The organism is Roseibium sp. QJM3NY_11 (assembly GCF_056173175.1).
In genome coordinates, this window is the sequence record NZ_CM149660.1 from 3,006,043 (window position 1) to 3,022,404 (window position 16,362).

The following is a 16,362-nucleotide window of genomic DNA, read 5'->3' on the forward strand; positions in this document are numbered from 1 at the left end:
CCGATGGCGGCCACATCCGCGACAAGCGACGCCGGCGATCCCGTCCGGATCACCGTGCTGGGCGCAACCGGCTCGATCGGCCAAAGTCTGGCGGACCTGATCGCGCGCAATCCGGACCGGTTCGAGGTGGTCGCGCTGGTGGCCAACCGGAATGCCGCTCTTCTGGCGGAGATGGCCGGGCGGCTGAACGCCAAGGTGGCCGTGCTGGCCGACGAAAGCCTTTACCGGGACCTTGCCGACCGGCTGGCCGGGACCGGCATTTCAGCGGCGGCCGGCGCCGCCGCCGTGCTGGACGCCATGGACCGGGACACGGATATCGTAGTGGGGGCCATTGTCGGCGCCGCGGGGCTCGCTCCCACGATGCGGGCCATCAGGCCCGGACGGCGCATCGCCCTTGCCAACAAGGAGTGTCTGGTCTGTGCCGGTGACCTCTTCATGGCCAAAATCCGTGAGACCGGCGCCGAGCTTCTCCCGGTCGACAGCGAGCACAATGCGATTTTCCAGGTATTCGAGACAGCCACGGCCGATCAGGTGGAAAAAGTCATCCTGACCGCGTCCGGCGGTCCCTTCAGGACGTTTTCCGCGGACAAGATGGCTGCGGTGACGCCGGAGCAGGCACTCAGGCACCCGAACTGGGACATGGGCGCCAGGATCACGATCGACAGCGCGACCATGATGAACAAGGGCTTTGAAGTCATCGAAGCCTCGTACCTGTTTCCTGTCTCGCATGAACAGCTGGGCGTGCTTGTCCATCCGCAGTCGGTGGTCCATGGACTGGTGCAATACACGGACGGGTCGCTGCTGGCGCAACTCGGCAGCCCGGACATGCGCACCCCGATCGCCCATTGCCTTGCCTATCCGGACCGGATGGCGGTGCCCGTGAAGAAGCTGGACCTTGCCGAAATCGCGACCTTGACGTTCGAGGCGCCGGACCTGGACCGTTTTCCCGCTCTCCGGCTGGCTCTGGAGGCCATGAAGGCCGGTGGTGGCGCGCCCGCGGTGCTCAACGCTGCGGATGAAATCGCGGTCGCGGCATTTCTGACGGGAAAAATCGGGTTTCCGGACATTCCGGCGGCGATCGAGGCTGTCCTGGAAGAGCTGGAGGCAGACGGCTGCCTGGCTTCTCCCGGCAGCGTGGAAGACGTGCTGGCACTGGATGCAACCGCCCGGAAACGAACCGGGAACTGGATCAGAACCAGGTTTGGGTGACTGTGCCGCACCTGCAAAAAACGACTCACCATTAACACGCCGTAATTCTCCTTTTAGTAGTGTGCCAAAGAACAATCCTGGCTGCGCTGGATCGGAACCCCTTCATGGACTTTCTTCTCTCCGTTTACTCTCTCCTCATCGGCACCATCGTTCCCTTTCTGTTTGTGCTGACAATTGTCGTGTTCTTTCATGAGCTGGGGCATTTCGCAGTCGCCCGCTGGTGCAATGTCAAGGTCGATGCGTTCTCGGTCGGATTCGGACGGGAGCTGTTCGGGCGCACCGACAAAAAGGGGACCCGCTGGAAGCTGTGCCTGATCCCTCTCGGCGGCTACGTCAAATTCGCGGGTGACGAGAACGCCGCCAGCGTACCGAGCCGTGAACTGATCGCGCAAATGAGCGAGGAAGACCGCAAGACCGCGTTCATCGCCAAACCCGTCTGGCAAAGGGCGGCGGTTGTCGCCGCCGGGCCGTTGGCCAATTTCCTGCTCGCCATCGTCATTTTCGCGGCCCTGTTCGTCGCAAGCGGCAAGCAGGGGCTGCGGCCGGTGGTCGAGGAAGTGTTCGCTGGAGGCGCCGCGCAGCGTGGCGGCATCCAGGCCGGCGACGTGGTTACGGAAATCGACGGCCGGAAGATCCAGACCTTCGGCGAGTTGAGGCAGGTCGTTCTGATGAACGCCAACATGCCGCTGCTGTTCGAGGTGGATCGGGGCGGCACGCCGGTCGCCTTGACCGTCACGCCCGACGCCAAGGAAAAGGAAGTCTTCCTGGGCGAGCGCCAGATGGCGGGCGATATCGGCCTGCGCGGTTCGGCCGACCCGGCGAATCTCGTGCTGATCAAATACACTCCGGTCGAGGCCGTGGGTGAGGGCGTCCTGGAGACCTGGCGGATCATGGAGGGCACGGTCAGCTACATCTGGGGTGTCATCACGCAGCGCCAGTCGGCGGACCAGCTGGGCGGTCCGATCCGCGTGGCGCAGATTTCGGGTCAGGTCGCCGATCTCGGTATCCTGCCGCTGATTTCCCTGACCGCGGTCCTGTCGGTCAGCATCGGCCTGATCAACCTGGCGCCGGTTCCGATTCTCGACGGCGGTCATCTTGTTTTCTTCGCCGCCGAGGCGTTGCGTGGAAAACCCCTGAGCGAGCGGGTTCAGGATGTCGGGTTCCGCATCGGTCTCGGGCTCGTTCTCATGTTGATGGTGTTCGTCACATGGAAGGACATAATGCGGCTTGTGGGAACAAGTTCGTGAGCGCCGTGACATTGACGCAACGTCTTCTGACTAAATCGCTTTCGGCCCGGTACGGCGGTTGCGTTATCGGTAAAAACCTATAAAACACTCCTCGGTCCTGAGAATCTGCTGGGGTGAAAGCGGATTCCCGGGAGGGGTGTTTATAAACAAAGGCATAGCGCAATAATGCAGCGATTGCAGATAGTTACACGGGCCGTTTTGCTGGCGGCAGCCATCTTTTCCGCCGGTTCAATCATGCCGCAGGCTTTCGGGCCCGCTTCTCTGGTTTCGGAGGCGCAGGCAGCGGTTGCCAGAAGCATCCAGGTGCGTGGCAACAGCCGTGTCGAGGACGAAACCGTCGTCAGTTACATGACCATCGTTCCCGGGCGCTCCTACAGCGCTTTCGACGTTGATGAGTCGCTGAAGGCGCTGTATGCGACCGGTCTGTTTGCGACGGTGGACATCACCCCGCGCGGCAGCACGGTGACCGTCACCGTCACTGAAAATCCGATCATCAATCGTGTTTCCTTCGAGGGAAACAAGAAGATCAAGGACGGCGCGCTGGAAACAGCGGTGCGCTCGCAGGCCCGTTCGATGCTTTCGCGGGCCAAGGTTCAGGCAGACGTCCAGAACATTCTCGAGGCTTACCGCCGGTCCGGACGCTATGGTGCGTCAGTCGATCCGCAGATCATCGAGCGTGGGCAGGGTCGCGTCGATCTCGTGTTCGAGATCAATGAAGGCGACAAGACGGGTGTGGAGCGGATCAGCTTCATCGGCAACACGTCCTTCAGCGATGGTCGTTTGCGTGATGTGATCCGGACCCGGGAAAGCGGTCTGCTGAGCTGGTTGCGCAGCACCGATACCTATGATCCCGACCGCCTTGCCGCGGACGAGGAGCTGCTGCGCCAGTATTACAACAAGAAGGGTTACGCCGACTTCCGAATCGTCTCGGTGAGCGCTGACCTGGATCGCGAACAGAATATCTTCTACGTGACCTTCACGGTCGACGAAGGCGAGAAATACGAAATCGGCGATGTCGAGATCGTTTCCACCATTGCCGATGTCGATCCGGAAGAGCTGCGCAAGCTGATCCGTACCAAGAGCGGACGCACCTTCAACTCCCTGCGTGTCGAGCAGACGGTCGAGGACATCACGCTGCGGGTCTCTGAAGAGGGCTATGCGTTTGCTCGTGTCCGTCCCCGGGGGGCGCGCGACTATGAAAACAACAAGATCTCGCTGATCTACTATATCGAGGAAGGCCCGCGCGCCTATGTCGAGCGGATCAATGTGATCGGCAACGACCGGACCCGTGAATATGTCATCCGCCGGGAATTCGACATTGCCGAGGGCGACGCGTTCAACCGGGCGCTGGTCGACAAGGCGGAGCGCCGTCTGAGGAACCTCGGTTTCTTCGAGAGGGTTTCCGTGACGACCCAGCAGGGCAGTTCGCCTGATCGCGTGATCGTCAATGTGCGTGTGGAAGAAAAAGCGACCGGTGAAATCTCCTTCGGTGTCGGCTTCTCTACGGTCGATGGTGTCATCGGCGACATCTCCGTCACGGAGAAAAACTTCCTTGGCCGCGGCCAGTTCGTGAAGGTCGCTGTCGGCGGTGGTGCCGATACCCAGACCTACGAATTCCGCTTCGTCGAACCGTTCTTCATGGGACGCCGCGTGGCACTCGATCTGGATGTCTACCGTCAGGTTGAAAACGAGAACGACTACCGGTCCTATGATCAGCAGAAGACCGGTGCCGGCTTCGGCTTCACGTTGCCTCTTCGCGAAGAAGAACTGACCCTGCGTCTGTTCTACAATATCTTCCAGGAAGAGAACTCCGATCCGGACAACAAGTCGACGAACATCAACAATTGCGACACCTCTAATCTCTCTCTTGCGATCTGTGACTCCTTCGGCACTTATCTGACCTCGCTGGTTGGATATGAGCTGCGCTACAGCACCCTTGATCAGAACCTGAACCCCTCCGACGGTGTGTATGCGTCCTTCGGCCAGGAGTTCGCCGGGGTCGGTGGCGACAGCTTCTACGTCAAGACCGAAGCGCAGGCGCGTGCCTACAAGGAAATCCTTGCGGACTACGGTCTTGTCGGCAGTGTTTCCGTCCGTGGCGGCAACATCATGGCTCTGGGTGACGAGCGGTTGCGCGTCTCCGAGCAGTTCATGCTGGGCGGCAATCTTGTTCGTGGTTTCGAAAACCAGGGCATCGGTCCGCGTGATGCGACCACCGAAGATGCCATCGGCGGCCGGTTCTACTTCGCCGCATCGGCAGAGAGCCGGTTCCCGTTCCCGATCATTCCGAAGGAATTCGGCCTGAGCGGCGCCGTGTTCGCCGATGCCGGTTCTCTCTGGGACGCGGACAGCGACCTTGTCAGTCTCGTGGAAAACAATGGCGGCCGGATCGACTCCAACGACCTTTCGGTCCGCGCCTCGGTCGGTGCAGGCATTCGCTGGGACTCGCCCTTCGGGCCGCTGCGCGCCGATTTCGCCTACCCGATCGTCAAGGAAGACGCCGACAAGACCCAGGTCTTCCGGCTGAGCGGCGGTACGCGCTTCTAGACTGCGGTCAACCGAGATAGAGAACGGCCGCCGGTCTGATCGGCGGCCGTTTTTGTTGCCGGGCTCCATCGTTTGCGGGCAATCGGAACGGGTCGGGGGATGCGGTTCGGGCGGCTCAGGGCTCGAGGTCGTGAAAGAGGACGGCTCTTTTCAGGACATCGTGATGCCGGGGTGGGCGGCAGAATTCTCGAGGTTGCGGCGGCCACCGGTCGCGAAGGCGCCGGAAAACCCTTATGGTGGCGCGCGCCGCGCAGGAGCGGCAGCGCGCTCCGGCGGACCGGTCCTGCACGGCAACCGAAACCCAATGGTACACTGACCCTAGGATAACAGCATGTCCGAGCCGAATTTTTTCAAGACACCGGATCCGGTGCCCCTGGGCGAGATTGCTTCCTGGGCGGGCGCGGAAATCCTGCGGGGCGATCCTTCGCTTGAGATTGCCGGCGTGGCTCCGCTCGAGGACGCCGGTGCCGGGATGCTGGTCTTCTTCGACAACACGATCTATCTGAAGCAGCTTGAGGGAACCACGGCGGCTGCCTGTCTTGTCGGCAAGAGGCACAAGGACAAGGTTCCCGAGGGTGTCGCCGTGCTTGTGTGCGCGGACGCGTACCGCTCCTGGGCATTGGTGCTCGCCAGGCTCTATCCCGAGGCGATGCAGCCCCGTGACCCGGGTGTCGCGGGTGTTTCGGAGCGGGCGATTGTCGATCCCGGTGCCGTCATTGAAGACAACGTGAGCGTGGAACCGGGGGCGGTTGTCGGTGCCGGCGTGGAAATCGGCGCCGGTACGGTCATTCGTGCGAATGCGGTCATCGGGCGCGGTGTCAGAATCGGACGCGATTGTGTCGTCGGTTCGAACTGCACCGTGCAGCACTCTGTGCTGGGGAACCGTGTCTTTCTGCATCCAGGCGTGTCCTGCGGGCAGGACGGCTTCGGGTACGCGATGGGTCCGCAAGGCCACCTCAAGGTGCCACAGGTGGGCCGCGTGATCATCCAGGACGATGTCGAGGTCGGTGCCAACACTTCCATCGACCGCGGCGCCAACCGGGACACGATCATCGGCGAAGGTACCAAGATCGATAATCAGGTTCAGATCGGCCACAATGTCGTGGTCGGACGCCATTGCGTGCTGGTCTCCCAGGTCGGTTTGTCCGGAAGCTGCACACTCGAGGACTTTGTCGCCATCGGCGGTCAGACGGGTGTGCGCGGCCATGTGACCATCGGAATGGGCGCGCAGGTTGCGGCGGTCAGCGTCGTCAGTGACGACCTGCCGGCGGGTGGACGTTATGGCGGAACACCGGCAAAACCGGTGAAACAGTGGTTTCGTGAAGTCGCGGCCGTGAGAAAACTTGCAGAGCGTGGCGGCGGATCGTAAACGGTAGTTAATTCAAGCATCGGCTTTGCGGCGGGGACTGCGCCAAGGGGTATTTCATGGAAGACGACAAAAACAAGACTCTTGCCAGTGCAGACATCATGAGAGTCATGAAGTTGCTGCCACATCGCTATCCATTCCTGTTGATCGACAGGATTATCGAAATGGATGACGACAACAGCTGTATCGGCATCAAGAATGTCACCATCAACGAGCCTCACTTTTCCGGCCACTTTCCGGAGCGGCCCGTGTTTCCCGGTGTCCTGTTGATCGAAGCCATGGCCCAGACTGCGGGCGCGCTCTGCGTTCACGCGCGCGGCGACGACGCGCCGCCGCAGCTGGTCTATTTCATGACGATCGACCGGGCCAAGTTCCGCAAGCCCGTCGAACCGGGTGACCAGGTCCATTTTCATGTCAAAAAAATAAAGCAACGCTCCAATATCTGGAAATTCGACGCTGTTGCGATGGTGGACGGAACCAAGGTTGCGGAAGCGGAAGTCAGCGCCATGCTGGTAGATGCGTGAGGAACCATGACTGACATACATTCAACAGCCATCGTCGAAGACGGGGCTGTTATCGGCGAGAACGTTCGCGTCGGTCCCTATTCGACTGTCGGACCGAACGTCAAACTCGCCGATGGCGTGGTTCTGGAGGCGCATGTCGTCGTCGCGGGCCATACCAGCATCGGTGCGGGTACGCATATTTTTCCGTTCGCCAGTATCGGCCACAAGCCCCAGGACCTGAAGTTCGCCGGCGAAGTCACCGAACTGGTGATTGGCGCCAACAACCAGATCCGCGAACATGTCACCATGAACCCGGGAACGGAAGGCGGCGGCGGGCTGACCCGTGTCGGCGACAACTGTCTGTTCATGGTCGGTGCTCATGTCGGGCATGACTGCCGGGTCGGCCATCATGCGATCCTCGCCAACAACGCGACCCTGGCCGGGCATGTGGAACTGGCCGACTTCGTCATTCTCGGCGGCCTCAGCGCGGTGCGTCAGTGGTCCCGGATCGGCACCGGCGCGATCGTGGGCGGCATGACCGGCGTGGAATTCGATGTCATTCCCTATGGGTCCGTGATCGGCGACAGGGCACGTCTTGCCGGCCTCAATCTGATCGGCTTGAAGCGCAAGGGCCTTCCGCGCGAGCAGATACACGCGCTCCGGGCCGCCTATCGGGCCCTCTTCGAATCCGAAGAGGGAACGCTGCGCAGCCGGGCTGAATCCATCGCGGCCGACGAGAACATTCAACCTCTCGTCAAAACGGTCACGGACTTTATCCTGGAAAAGGAAGACCGGCGCTTCTGCACACCGCGCAGCGAAAACTAGGCCCATGTCCGCGGTGGTTCAAAGACTGCAGCCGCGACTGGCCCTGATCGCAGGCAATGGCAGCCTGCCGGGGCAACTTGCCGGAGCGCTCGAAAGCGCGGGCCGGGATTTCAGGATTATCGCCATCAAGGGTGAAGCCGATCCGGTCACCTGCGCACGAGCCGATGTTCAGCTCGGCTGGGGCGAAATCGGCCGTCTTTACGGATTTCTCGACAAGACCGGCTGCCGGGAAGTCCTGCTCATCGGCGGTGTCTCGAAGCGGCCGGACTTTACGTCCATCTTTGGCGATTTCGGGACCCTGAAGCGCCTGCCGGCGATTTTCCGGGCCCTGACCGGGGGCGATGACAGTCTGCTGACCAAGGTTATCCGCCTGTTCGAAGACGAGGGGTATCGGGTTGTGGGTATCAAGGATGTGGCGCCTCAACTGCTGGCCGCCTGCGGTGTTCTTGGCGGCGTTCAGCCCAAGCCGGATGACTGGCGCGACATCGAACTGGCGCTTGGTGCGACCGAAAGACTTGGTGAACTGGACATAGGCCAGGCCGCCGTTGCCGTCGGCGGGCGCGTGGTTGCGCTTGAAGGGGCAGAGGGCACCGACGCGATGCTCGAACGTTGCGCAGATCTGCGGCGCATCGGGCGGGTCCGGGCGAAGGGCCGTGCCGGCGCCCTGGTCAAGACCGCGAAACCCAATCAGGACCTCAGGGTCGATCTTCCGGCTGTCGGGCCCAGAACGATCGAGCTGGCCGTCGCAGCGGGACTTGCCGGTATCGCAGTCGAGGCGGAGGGCGCCCTGATCGCGGAGCGCGAAGAAACCATTCGCAAGGCCGACGAGAGCAGGATTTTCCTGGTCGGGATCGATCACTCCGAATTCAAGGGGCTCCGTTCGGCATGACCGGCCGTCAGCCGACCATATGTATCGTCGCAGGCGAGGAGTCGGGAGACCAGCTTGGGTCGGAGTTGATGAAGGCGTTGAATGGGCGGCTCGGCGAAGGCGTGCGTTATTGCGGCGTCGGCGGTGAACGGATGACGTCGCTTGGTCTGACGAGCTTTTTCGACATGGCCAACGTCTCCGTCATGGGCCTGACAGCGGTTCTTGCGCGGCTGCCGCTGATCGTCCGCCGGGTCTACCAGTCCGTGAACGGTGTCGTCGCCGCAAATCCGGACGTGCTTGTCATCATCGACAGTCCCGAATTCACCCACAATGTTGCCAGGCGCGTGCGCAAGCGCGCCCCGCATATTCCGATCGTCGGCTATGTCTCGCCGTCGGTCTGGGCCTGGCGGCCGGGCCGTGCCCGTAAAATGAGTGCTTATGTCGACGAGCTGCTGGCACTGCTGCCTTTTGAGCCGGACGTTCACAAGCGGCTCGGTGGCCCGAGGACGCATTATGTCGGTCATCCGCTCAGCGAAAATGCCGCCGACCTGAGACCAACCGATGGCGAACGGGTGCCTCTGGGCAGCGGCGCTCCCGTTCTTCTGGTGCTTCCGGGCAGCCGGCGCAGTGAAATCGACCGCTTGCTGCCGGATTTCGGCAAGACGGTGGACAGGGTGCGGCTGGCATTGCCGGATGTGAAAATTGTGCTGCCGGCGGTGGCTCATCTGGAGAACTCGATTCGTGAAGGCGTCGCCACCTGGTCGGTTGAACCGGATATCGTGACCGGTCTGGAGGCCAAGAAAGCGGCCTTCCGGAGTGCGCATGCGGCGCTGGCCGCGTCCGGCACCGTGTCGCTGGAACTGGCGCTTGCCGGTGTGCCCATGGTGGTCGCATACAAGGTCGACTGGTTTTTCCGGCGCATGAAGGATCTCAACCGCATCTTCCGGTTTTCCAGCGTCGACTCCTTTGTGCTGCCCAACATCATTCTCGGTACCAACGCCATTCCGGAGTTTCTCGACGAAGAGGTTCGGCCGGACGTTCTGGCCGGTCATCTGGTGGCGCTTCTGTCTGGCGGCCCGGAACGGGACCGGCAGATTTCAGAGCTTTCCCGTCTCGACGAAGTGATGCGGCTCCCGGACGGACACAGTCAGAGCGGTGCCGCCGCACAGGTGGTTCTGGCTGCCATGAAGACGTGAAGCAGGCTCGCTTTTCAGCCTGATACCTCGACCTCCTCTGACATGTGCGTCCGTGCCGGCCCTGGGCCGGCGGAGACCCGTGATGTATTCCGGGGGACGGTTCTTGCGGGCCGGGCGCACGGCTCTGTCCGGCGCGCTGCTTTTCAGGCTGGGTCTGTCTGGCAAAAAAAAGCACGCCCGGAAGGTCCGGGCGTGCCTGAATTTAACGAGCCGTGAACCGGCTGGCCGAAGGGGGCCGTGTCAGCGGCGCTGATCGATCGGCGTGTAGTCGCGCTTGGGGGCGCCGGTATAAAGCTGGCGCGGGCGTCCGATGCGCTGGGACGGATCTTCGACCATTTCCTTCCACTGGGCGATCCAGCCGACGGTGCGGGCAAGAGCGAACAGAACGGTGAACATGGTGGTCGGGAAGCCGAGCGCACGCAAGGTGATGCCCGAATAGAAGTCGATGTTCGGGTAGAGCTTCTTGTCGACGAAATATTCGTCGTTGAGCGCGATCTTCTCGAGTTCCATCGCGACGTCCAGCAGCGGATCGTCCTTGATGCCCAGTTCCCCGAGAACTTCATGCGTGGTCTTCTGCATGATGCGCGCGCGCGGATCGTAGTTTTTGTAGACGCGGTGACCGAAGCCCATCAGTCGGAATGGATCGTTCTTGTCCTTGGCGCGGGCCACGAATTCCGGGATCCGGTCGACAGAACCGATTTCCGCCAGCATGTTGAGCGCTGCCTCGTTGGCACCGCCGTGGGCAGGTCCCCACAGGCAGGCAATGCCGGCTGCGATACAGGCGAACGGGTTTGCTCCGGACGAGCCGGCGAGGCGCACCGTCGACGTCGACGCGTTCTGCTCGTGGTCCGCATGCAGGATGAAGATACGGTCCATGGCACGGGCCAGCACCGGGTTGGCCGTGTAGTCCTCGCAGGGAACGGCAAAGCACATGTGCAGGAAGTTGGCCGCATAACCCAGATCGTTACGCGGATACACGAACGGCTGGCCGATGTGGTACTTGTACGCCATGGCAGCGAGGGTCGGCATTTTGGCGATCATGCGCAAGGACGCCACCATGCGCTGATGCGGGTCCGCGATATCGGTGGAGTCGTGATAGAAGGCGGAAAGCGCGCCGACTGTGCCGACCATGATGGCCATGGGGTGGGCATCGCGGCGGAAGCCGGAGAAGAACCGGTTCATCTGCTCGTGGATCATCGTGTGATAGGTCACGCGATTGACGAAGTCTTCCTTTTGCGTCTTGGTCGGCAGTTCGCCGTAGAGCAACAGGTAGCAGGACTCCAGAAAGTCGCCATGATCCGCAAGCTGCTCGATCGGATAGCCGCGATAGAGCAGGGTGCCCTCGTCACCATCGATATAGGTGATCTTGGATTCGCACGATGCGGTCGAGGTGAAGCCTGGGTCGTAGGTGAACATGCCCGTGTCCTTGTACAAGGACGAGATGTTCATAACCGACGGTCCGATGGATCCGTCAAGAACGTCGAAATCGTGGGCATTGCCACCGACGTTGAGCTTGGCGTTGTTGTCGGCCATTCAGAAACCCCTCTGCGTTAAACGGGTGTGCGGTCCAGGTGTCTGACCTCTCGGGAGAGAGGTCCCGTTTCCGGTTACCGGACGCCACTGGAGACATTTTCGCGTCTTGCGTAGCCCATTTACCGCACTGCCGCAAGCTGGCCGGCATAAGGCTTTGGTCAAAGACCGGTTTCTAGCCCCGGCCAGTCCGCAGGATGCGCGGACTTCTGCCAGAAAACTGCCGGTGCCCGGGCGGTTCAGGCCGCCTGGTCCTGAATGCGGGCCAGGGATTCCTCCCGTCCGAGCGCCGTCAGAACGTCGTAGATCCCCGGAGAGGTGCCGCGGCCAGTGAGGGCGGCGCGCAGCGGCTGCGCCACCTTGCCGAGCTTGAGTTCCTTGTCTTCGGCGTAGCCTTTCACAGCGGCCTCCAGCGGCTCGGCCGCCCAGTCGTTCACTGCGGACAACACGCCGTGCAGGTCTCTCAAAATGGAGCCGGCGTCGGCATCCAGGATCTTCTTTGCCTTCTCGTCCGTGTCCAGCGGCCGCTGGCGCCACAGATACGATGCACTTTCGGTCAGTTCGACCAGGGTCTTGGCGCGTTCCTTCAGGCCGGGCAAAGCGGCGAGGGCGACTTTTTCATGGTCGCCCGCGGCCAGCCAGGACAGGACGGCGTCTCCATTCTCGGCATGGCCGAGATAGACTTTCCAGTGATCCAGAAGTTCCGGATCCGGGGTGCTTCTCATATAGTGGCCGTTGAGATTCTCCAGCTTCTTGAAGTCGAAACGTGCCGCAGACTGGCCGACGGCGTCCAGTCCGAACCACCTGATCATGTCGTCGAGGGCCATGATTTCGTCGTCGCCATGGCTCCAGCCGAGCCGGGCGAGATAGTTGCGCATGGCCTGTGGCAGGTAGCCCATCGCGCGATAGGCTTCAGCACCGGTCGCCCCGTGGCGCTTGGACAGTTTGGCGCCGTCCGGACCGTGGATGAGCGGAATGTGCGCCATTGCCGGGACGTCCCAGCCGAGCGCCTTGAAGATCAGCGTCTGGCGGGCGGCGTTGGTGAGATGGTCGACGCCGCGGATGATGTGCGTGATGCCCATGTCGTGATCGTCGACCACCACCGCATGCATGTAGGTGGGCGTGCCGTCCGACCGCATCAGGACGAAGTCGTCGAGATCCTTGTTCGGGATCACGACGCGGCCCTGAACCATGTCATCGACCACGGTGTCTCCCTCCCGGGGGGCCTTGATGCGGATGACGGCAGCTGCCCCTGCCGGCGCCTCGGAAGCGTCCCGGTCCCGCCATGTGCCGTCATAGCGTGGCGGCCGGCCTTCCGCGCGGGCTTTCTCGCGCATGGCGTCAAGTTCCTCCGGGGTCGAGTAACAGCGATAGGCTGTCCCGTCGGCAAGCATTTGTTCGACAACTTCCCGATGCCGATCGACCCGCGAAAACTGCGAGATCGGGTCTCCGTCCCAGTCAAGACCCAGCCAGGTGAGCCCGTCGATCAGGGCGTCGACGGCTTCCTGCGTCGAACGTGCCCGGTCCGTGTCCTCGATACGCAGCAGCATCCGGCCGCCGGCATGTTTGGCGAACAACCAGTTGAACAGGGCGGTACGAGCACCGCCGATATGCAGGAAACCGGTCGGGGACGGGGCGAAACGCGTGACAATATCTTGGGCCATGGTGCTTTATGAAGGTCTCTGTCAGAATGTCGGTGCAGGGCGCGCCTGCTTGGTGGCGCGGTCTTAGCACAGGCTTTGACGCGGCAAAACAGAAAGTCGGCTGTTTCTTGAGCCCGGCAGAAGGAGGAGCGGTGGCGTCCGGTGGCCTTCCGGACAATGGCTGGAACAGCAGCGTCGAGGCGGCGCCCCCCGACTTGCGCAAACCGGTAATACTCCGGCCGAAAGCCAAACCTGCCGGCTCCACCGCTTCCGCCGGCGACGAGATCAGCCGCCACGGGCCAGGCCGGAGCTCTGCCGCCCGGCGGGCCGGTCCGGATCGTTTCCGCGACGAGCAAGGGCTCTTGTGGAACGCCTTTGCATTCGCGTCCGGCATCGCCATTTATGCGCTGCTTCCGGAGGAACCGTCACCAATCGTTCTGGCAGCGGCCCTGGGAGGTGCCGGACTTGCTGCCCTTTACGTCGCAGCCCGGCGGTCCGCACCGGGGTGGCGTGTGCTTTTGCTGCTGGCTTTTTTCTGCGGAGTGACAACAGGTTCGCTTCGGACGGCGGCCGTCGATGCCCCCCGGATATCCGAACCGATGAATGTTTCCCTGACCGGCCAGGTCCTGGAACGCCGCGCCGGTTCCTCGGGAGCGCGCCTTGTGATCGCAGTCGCAACGGTCAACGAGCGCCCGTCCAGCGGCCTTGATTTTCCCGAAAAGGTCCGGGTGCGGGTGCCGTCGGCAAGCGCAGGCAGGGTCGGGGAAACCATCCGCGTGCGGGCGCGCCTGTTTCCGCCCATGGGGCCGGTCTATCCCGGCGGATACGACTTTTCCTTCCGCGCTTATTTCACCGGTATCGGAGCAACCGGCTTCAGCTACGGTCCTGCAAGCGTGACCGGCACGGACCCCGGATCGGTCCGGATGGCGGCATCGGCGCGCGTCGCGCAACTGCGCGAGGGGCTGGCCGGGCGCATACGCTCGCTGTTGTCAGACAGGCCCGAAACCGCGCTGATCGTCGCGCTGCTTGTGGGAGACCGCTCCGGCATCACCGAGGAGCAGGAAGCGGTTTTGCGCGCCGCAGGGCTGGCGCATATCCTGGCAATTTCCGGATTGCACATGGCTCTGTTTGCCGGTGGCGCCTATGGCGCCGTTCTGCTGTTGCTGGCGAGCATCCCGGCACTGACCCTTCGCTGGCCGATCCACAAGTGGGCGGCTCTCGCCGCGCTGGCCGCCGCTGTGGTCTATCTGGTGCTCTCGGGTGCGGCCGTGGCGACGCAGCGGTCGTTCCTGATGATTGCGATTGTCTTCCTGGGTATCCTGGTCGGCCGGCGCGGCGTTACTCTGCGCAGTGTCGCGATCGCGGGTCTGGTGTTGCTGCTGATTGCGCCCGAGCGCCTGTTTTTTCCCGGATTTCAGATGTCCTTTGCCGCAGTGATCTGCCTGGTCGCGGTGTATGATCTCTGGCGCCGGCGCGACCGGGAACTAACGGCCCGGGCCGCACGACCGGAAGGCCTGAAGCTGCTGATGTCGCATCTGGCAAAATGGAGCGCGGGGCTGTTCATCACCGCGCTTGTGGCCGGTCTGGCGACCGGGATCGTCGGCGCGCATCATTTTGGACGGGTCGCCCCTTACGGGCTGATCGGCAACATGCTGGGAATGCCGGTGTTCTCGCTTCTGGTCATGCCCATGGGGGTGCTTGCCCTCGTGCTGATGCCATTCGGTCTGGCGGGACTGCCTCTGGCCGTCATGTCGTTCGGCGTATCCGTACTCCTGAAGATTGCCGAATTCACCGCCGGGCTCGATGCGGGCGACGGGGTAACAGGCAGGCTGGACGGCGCGGCGGCGCTGCTGTTGCTGTGCGCCCTGTTCACCGGGCTGCTGCTGCCCGGGCGCACACGTCTGTGCGCGGCGCTGCCGCTGGCGGCCGGAATCCTCATCGCCGTCGGCTCGCGTCCGCCGGACATTCAGATCGCCGCCTCCGGCGGTCGTGTCGCGGCGCGTGATGACGGCGGTCTGCTGCGGTTTTCCGGTCGAAAGTCCGCCTTCCTGACGGAACTCTGGTTCCAGTACGAAGGGGTTCCTCCGGACGCGATTGGATCGCGCAAGATGAATTCGGAGCAAAGGCACTGCGACCCGCTCGGATGTGTTGTGCACGCTTATTCGGTTGCCGGTGAGCGCGCCGGGACAAAGGAAAGGTCTGTTGCCATCGCCTTGCCGAAATCCCTGGAGGCTTCGGATGACGATTGCCGGTATGCGGATATTATCGTGAGCGATCAGATCGTGCGGGAAGACTGCCGTGCGCGACTGGTTGTTGGCCCGGAAATCAGAACCTCCAGGGGCGCTGTTTCCATCTGGCTGTCAGCGGAGGAACCACGCGCGAGCATCTCCGGTCAGCAAGGAAAAGAAAAAGACAAAGAAAATGGAAAAGCAGAGGCACCAACGCCACCGCTTCCGATCGATCAAAACCGAAACGGCCGGGCTCCCGTGATCAGCAGAGTGATCTACGCAATTCCGGATCCGCCGAGACCATGGCACAGGCAGGGAACGGTGACGCGCGCATATCTGCGCCGCGCCGCGCGTGCCGATACGGAATGACCGGCGGCATTGCCGGGGCGTTATCTGGCGTTGCCGCTCAATATTGGCGGAAAAGAGCGACCAGCCGTCCCTGAACGCGGACCCGGCCAGGGCCGAAGATACGCGTTTCATAGGCCGGGTTGGCAGCCTCCAGCGCAATGGAGGCTCCCTTCTTGCGCAGCCGCTTCAGCGTTGCCTCCTCGTCATCCACCAGCGCGACGACGATATCTCCGCTGTCCGCATTGTCCGTCCGGCGGATCAGCACGGTGTCGCCGTCGAGGATGCCGGCCTCGATCATGGAATCGCCCCGCACTTCAAGAGCATAGTGTTCCCCCTTGCCGAGCAATTCCTGCGGCACGGTGATCGAATGACTGTGGGTCTGGATGGCCTCGATGGGAACACCGGCGGCAATGCGGCCCATGACCGGGATTTCCGTACCGGCGGACACCGGTTCTTCCACCTGTTTGGTGAATTCCGGTTTGCCAAGCGAGCCTTCGATCACTTCGGGAGAGAAACTGCCGCGTGCGCGCGGCGCGCCCAGACCCGGGGCGATCGAGTCGGGCAGGCGGACCACTTCCATGGCCCGGGCCCTGTTCGGCAGGCGCCGGATGAAGCCACGTTCCTCCAGGGCGGTAATAAGGCGGTGAATGCCGGATTTGGACCTGAGATCCAGCGCGTCCTTCATTTCGTCGAAAGACGGCGGAACACCGGTTTCCTTCAGTCTTTCGTGAATGAACATGAGCAGTTCATACTGCTTGCGCGTCAACATGTCGGTATCCCCTGGCCGCGAAATAGGCTGGTACAAATCAAGAACATGGTACCTGTTCCCATTGTGTTCTGCAAGGGTAAATG

Annotated in this window: 12 protein-coding genes; 9 read left to right on the top strand and 3 right to left on the bottom strand. The window is 62.4% G+C overall.

All coding sequences use genetic code 11. From position 1 onward, the window contains the following. The first annotated feature begins 3 nt into the window (after positions 1–3). From AC0VX3_RS13925 to lpxB, 8 genes are all read left to right on the top strand, one after another. Positions 4–1,209 carry a 1-deoxy-D-xylulose-5-phosphate reductoisomerase gene (locus AC0VX3_RS13925; RefSeq protein WP_475521031.1) on the top strand — a complete coding sequence of 402 codons (1,206 nt, stop codon included), beginning with the start codon at positions 4–6 and terminating at the stop codon, positions 1,207–1,209. 104 nt (positions 1,210–1,313) lie between these two features. Continuing rightward, positions 1,314–2,456, top strand: a complete 1,143-nt coding sequence (gene rseP / locus AC0VX3_RS13930; protein ID WP_348146944.1) for an RIP metalloprotease RseP — start codon at positions 1,314–1,316, stop codon at positions 2,454–2,456. Between the two features lie 234 nt (positions 2,457–2,690). Further along, positions 2,691–5,003 (top strand): outer membrane protein assembly factor BamA, encoded by a 2,313-nt coding sequence (bamA, locus tag AC0VX3_RS13935; protein WP_475521032.1) that lies wholly within the window; start codon positions 2,691–2,693, stop codon positions 5,001–5,003. A gap of 331 nt (positions 5,004–5,334) precedes the next feature. Beyond that, positions 5,335–6,372 carry a UDP-3-O-(3-hydroxymyristoyl)glucosamine N-acyltransferase gene (gene lpxD, locus AC0VX3_RS13940; RefSeq protein WP_475521033.1) on the top strand — a complete coding sequence of 346 codons (1,038 nt, stop codon included), beginning with the start codon at positions 5,335–5,337 and terminating at the stop codon, positions 6,370–6,372. A 56-nt stretch (positions 6,373–6,428) separates the two neighbouring features. Beyond that, complete coding sequence (fabZ, locus tag AC0VX3_RS13945) at positions 6,429–6,893, top strand: 3-hydroxyacyl-ACP dehydratase FabZ (RefSeq protein ID WP_342895035.1); 465 nt, start codon at positions 6,429–6,431, stop codon at positions 6,891–6,893. Between the two features lie 6 nt (positions 6,894–6,899). Beyond that, positions 6,900–7,697, top strand: coding sequence for an acyl-ACP--UDP-N-acetylglucosamine O-acyltransferase (gene lpxA / locus AC0VX3_RS13950; RefSeq protein WP_475521034.1), 798 nt, complete (start codon positions 6,900–6,902; stop codon positions 7,695–7,697). A gap of 4 nt (positions 7,698–7,701) precedes the next feature. Further along, complete coding sequence (locus AC0VX3_RS13955) at positions 7,702–8,586, top strand: LpxI family protein (RefSeq protein ID WP_475521035.1); 885 nt, start codon at positions 7,702–7,704, stop codon at positions 8,584–8,586. Further along, positions 8,583–9,761 carry a lipid-A-disaccharide synthase gene (gene lpxB / locus AC0VX3_RS13960; protein WP_475521036.1) on the top strand — a complete coding sequence of 393 codons (1,179 nt, stop codon included), beginning with the start codon at positions 8,583–8,585 and terminating at the stop codon, positions 9,759–9,761. The genes AC0VX3_RS13955 and lpxB overlap by 4 nt, the downstream gene beginning before the upstream one ends. Before the next feature lie 240 nt (positions 9,762–10,001). On the opposite strand, the gene gltA is transcribed toward lpxB, so the two are convergent. Next, a complete protein-coding gene (gene gltA, locus AC0VX3_RS13965; protein WP_342895039.1) occupies positions 10,002–11,294 on the bottom strand; it encodes a citrate synthase in 1,293 nt (430 codons plus the stop codon). 236 nt (positions 11,295–11,530) lie between these two features. Then, a complete protein-coding gene (gene gltX, locus AC0VX3_RS13970; protein ID WP_475521037.1) occupies positions 11,531–12,955 on the bottom strand; it encodes a glutamate--tRNA ligase in 1,425 nt (474 codons plus the stop codon). 131 nt (positions 12,956–13,086) lie between these two features. On the opposite strand from gltX, the gene AC0VX3_RS13975 reads away from it, so the two are divergent. Then, the gene (locus tag AC0VX3_RS13975; protein WP_475521038.1) at positions 13,087–15,531 is read left to right on the top strand and encodes a ComEC/Rec2 family competence protein; all 2,445 of its coding nucleotides are present in this window, start codon (positions 13,087–13,089) and stop codon (positions 15,529–15,531) included. 37 nt (positions 15,532–15,568) lie between these two features. On the opposite strand, the gene lexA is transcribed toward AC0VX3_RS13975, so the two are convergent. Continuing rightward, positions 15,569–16,279, bottom strand: coding sequence for a transcriptional repressor LexA (gene lexA, locus AC0VX3_RS13980; protein WP_348146968.1), 711 nt, complete (start codon positions 16,277–16,279; stop codon positions 15,569–15,571). Positions 16,280–16,362 lie beyond the last annotated feature (83 nt).

What these genes read in the sequence shown, in the direction of transcription:
- AC0VX3_RS13925 (WP_475521031.1), top strand. Translation starts at nt 4, where the DNA reads ATGGCGGCCACATCCGCGACAAGCGACGCCGGCGATCCCGTCCGGATC.
- rseP (WP_348146944.1), top strand. Translation starts at nt 1,314, where the DNA reads ATGGACTTTCTTCTCTCCGTTTACTCTCTCCTCATCGGCACCATCGTT.
- bamA (WP_475521032.1), top strand. Translation starts at nt 2,691, where the DNA reads ATGCCGCAGGCTTTCGGGCCCGCTTCTCTGGTTTCGGAGGCGCAGGCA.
- lpxD (WP_475521033.1), top strand. Translation starts at nt 5,335, where the DNA reads ATGTCCGAGCCGAATTTTTTCAAGACACCGGATCCGGTGCCCCTGGGC.
- fabZ (WP_342895035.1), top strand. Translation starts at nt 6,429, where the DNA reads ATGGAAGACGACAAAAACAAGACTCTTGCCAGTGCAGACATCATGAGA.
- lpxA (WP_475521034.1), top strand. Translation starts at nt 6,900, where the DNA reads ATGACTGACATACATTCAACAGCCATCGTCGAAGACGGGGCTGTTATC.
- AC0VX3_RS13955 (WP_475521035.1), top strand. Translation starts at nt 7,702, where the DNA reads ATGTCCGCGGTGGTTCAAAGACTGCAGCCGCGACTGGCCCTGATCGCA.
- lpxB (WP_475521036.1), top strand. Translation starts at nt 8,583, where the DNA reads ATGACCGGCCGTCAGCCGACCATATGTATCGTCGCAGGCGAGGAGTCG.
- gltA (WP_342895039.1), bottom strand. Translation starts at nt 11,294, where the DNA reads ATGGCCGACAACAACGCCAAGCTCAACGTCGGTGGCAATGCCCACGAT.
- gltX (WP_475521037.1), bottom strand. Translation starts at nt 12,955, where the DNA reads ATGGCCCAAGATATTGTCACGCGTTTCGCCCCGTCCCCGACCGGTTTC.
- lexA (WP_348146968.1), bottom strand. Translation starts at nt 16,279, where the DNA reads ATGTTGACGCGCAAGCAGTATGAACTGCTCATGTTCATTCACGAAAGA.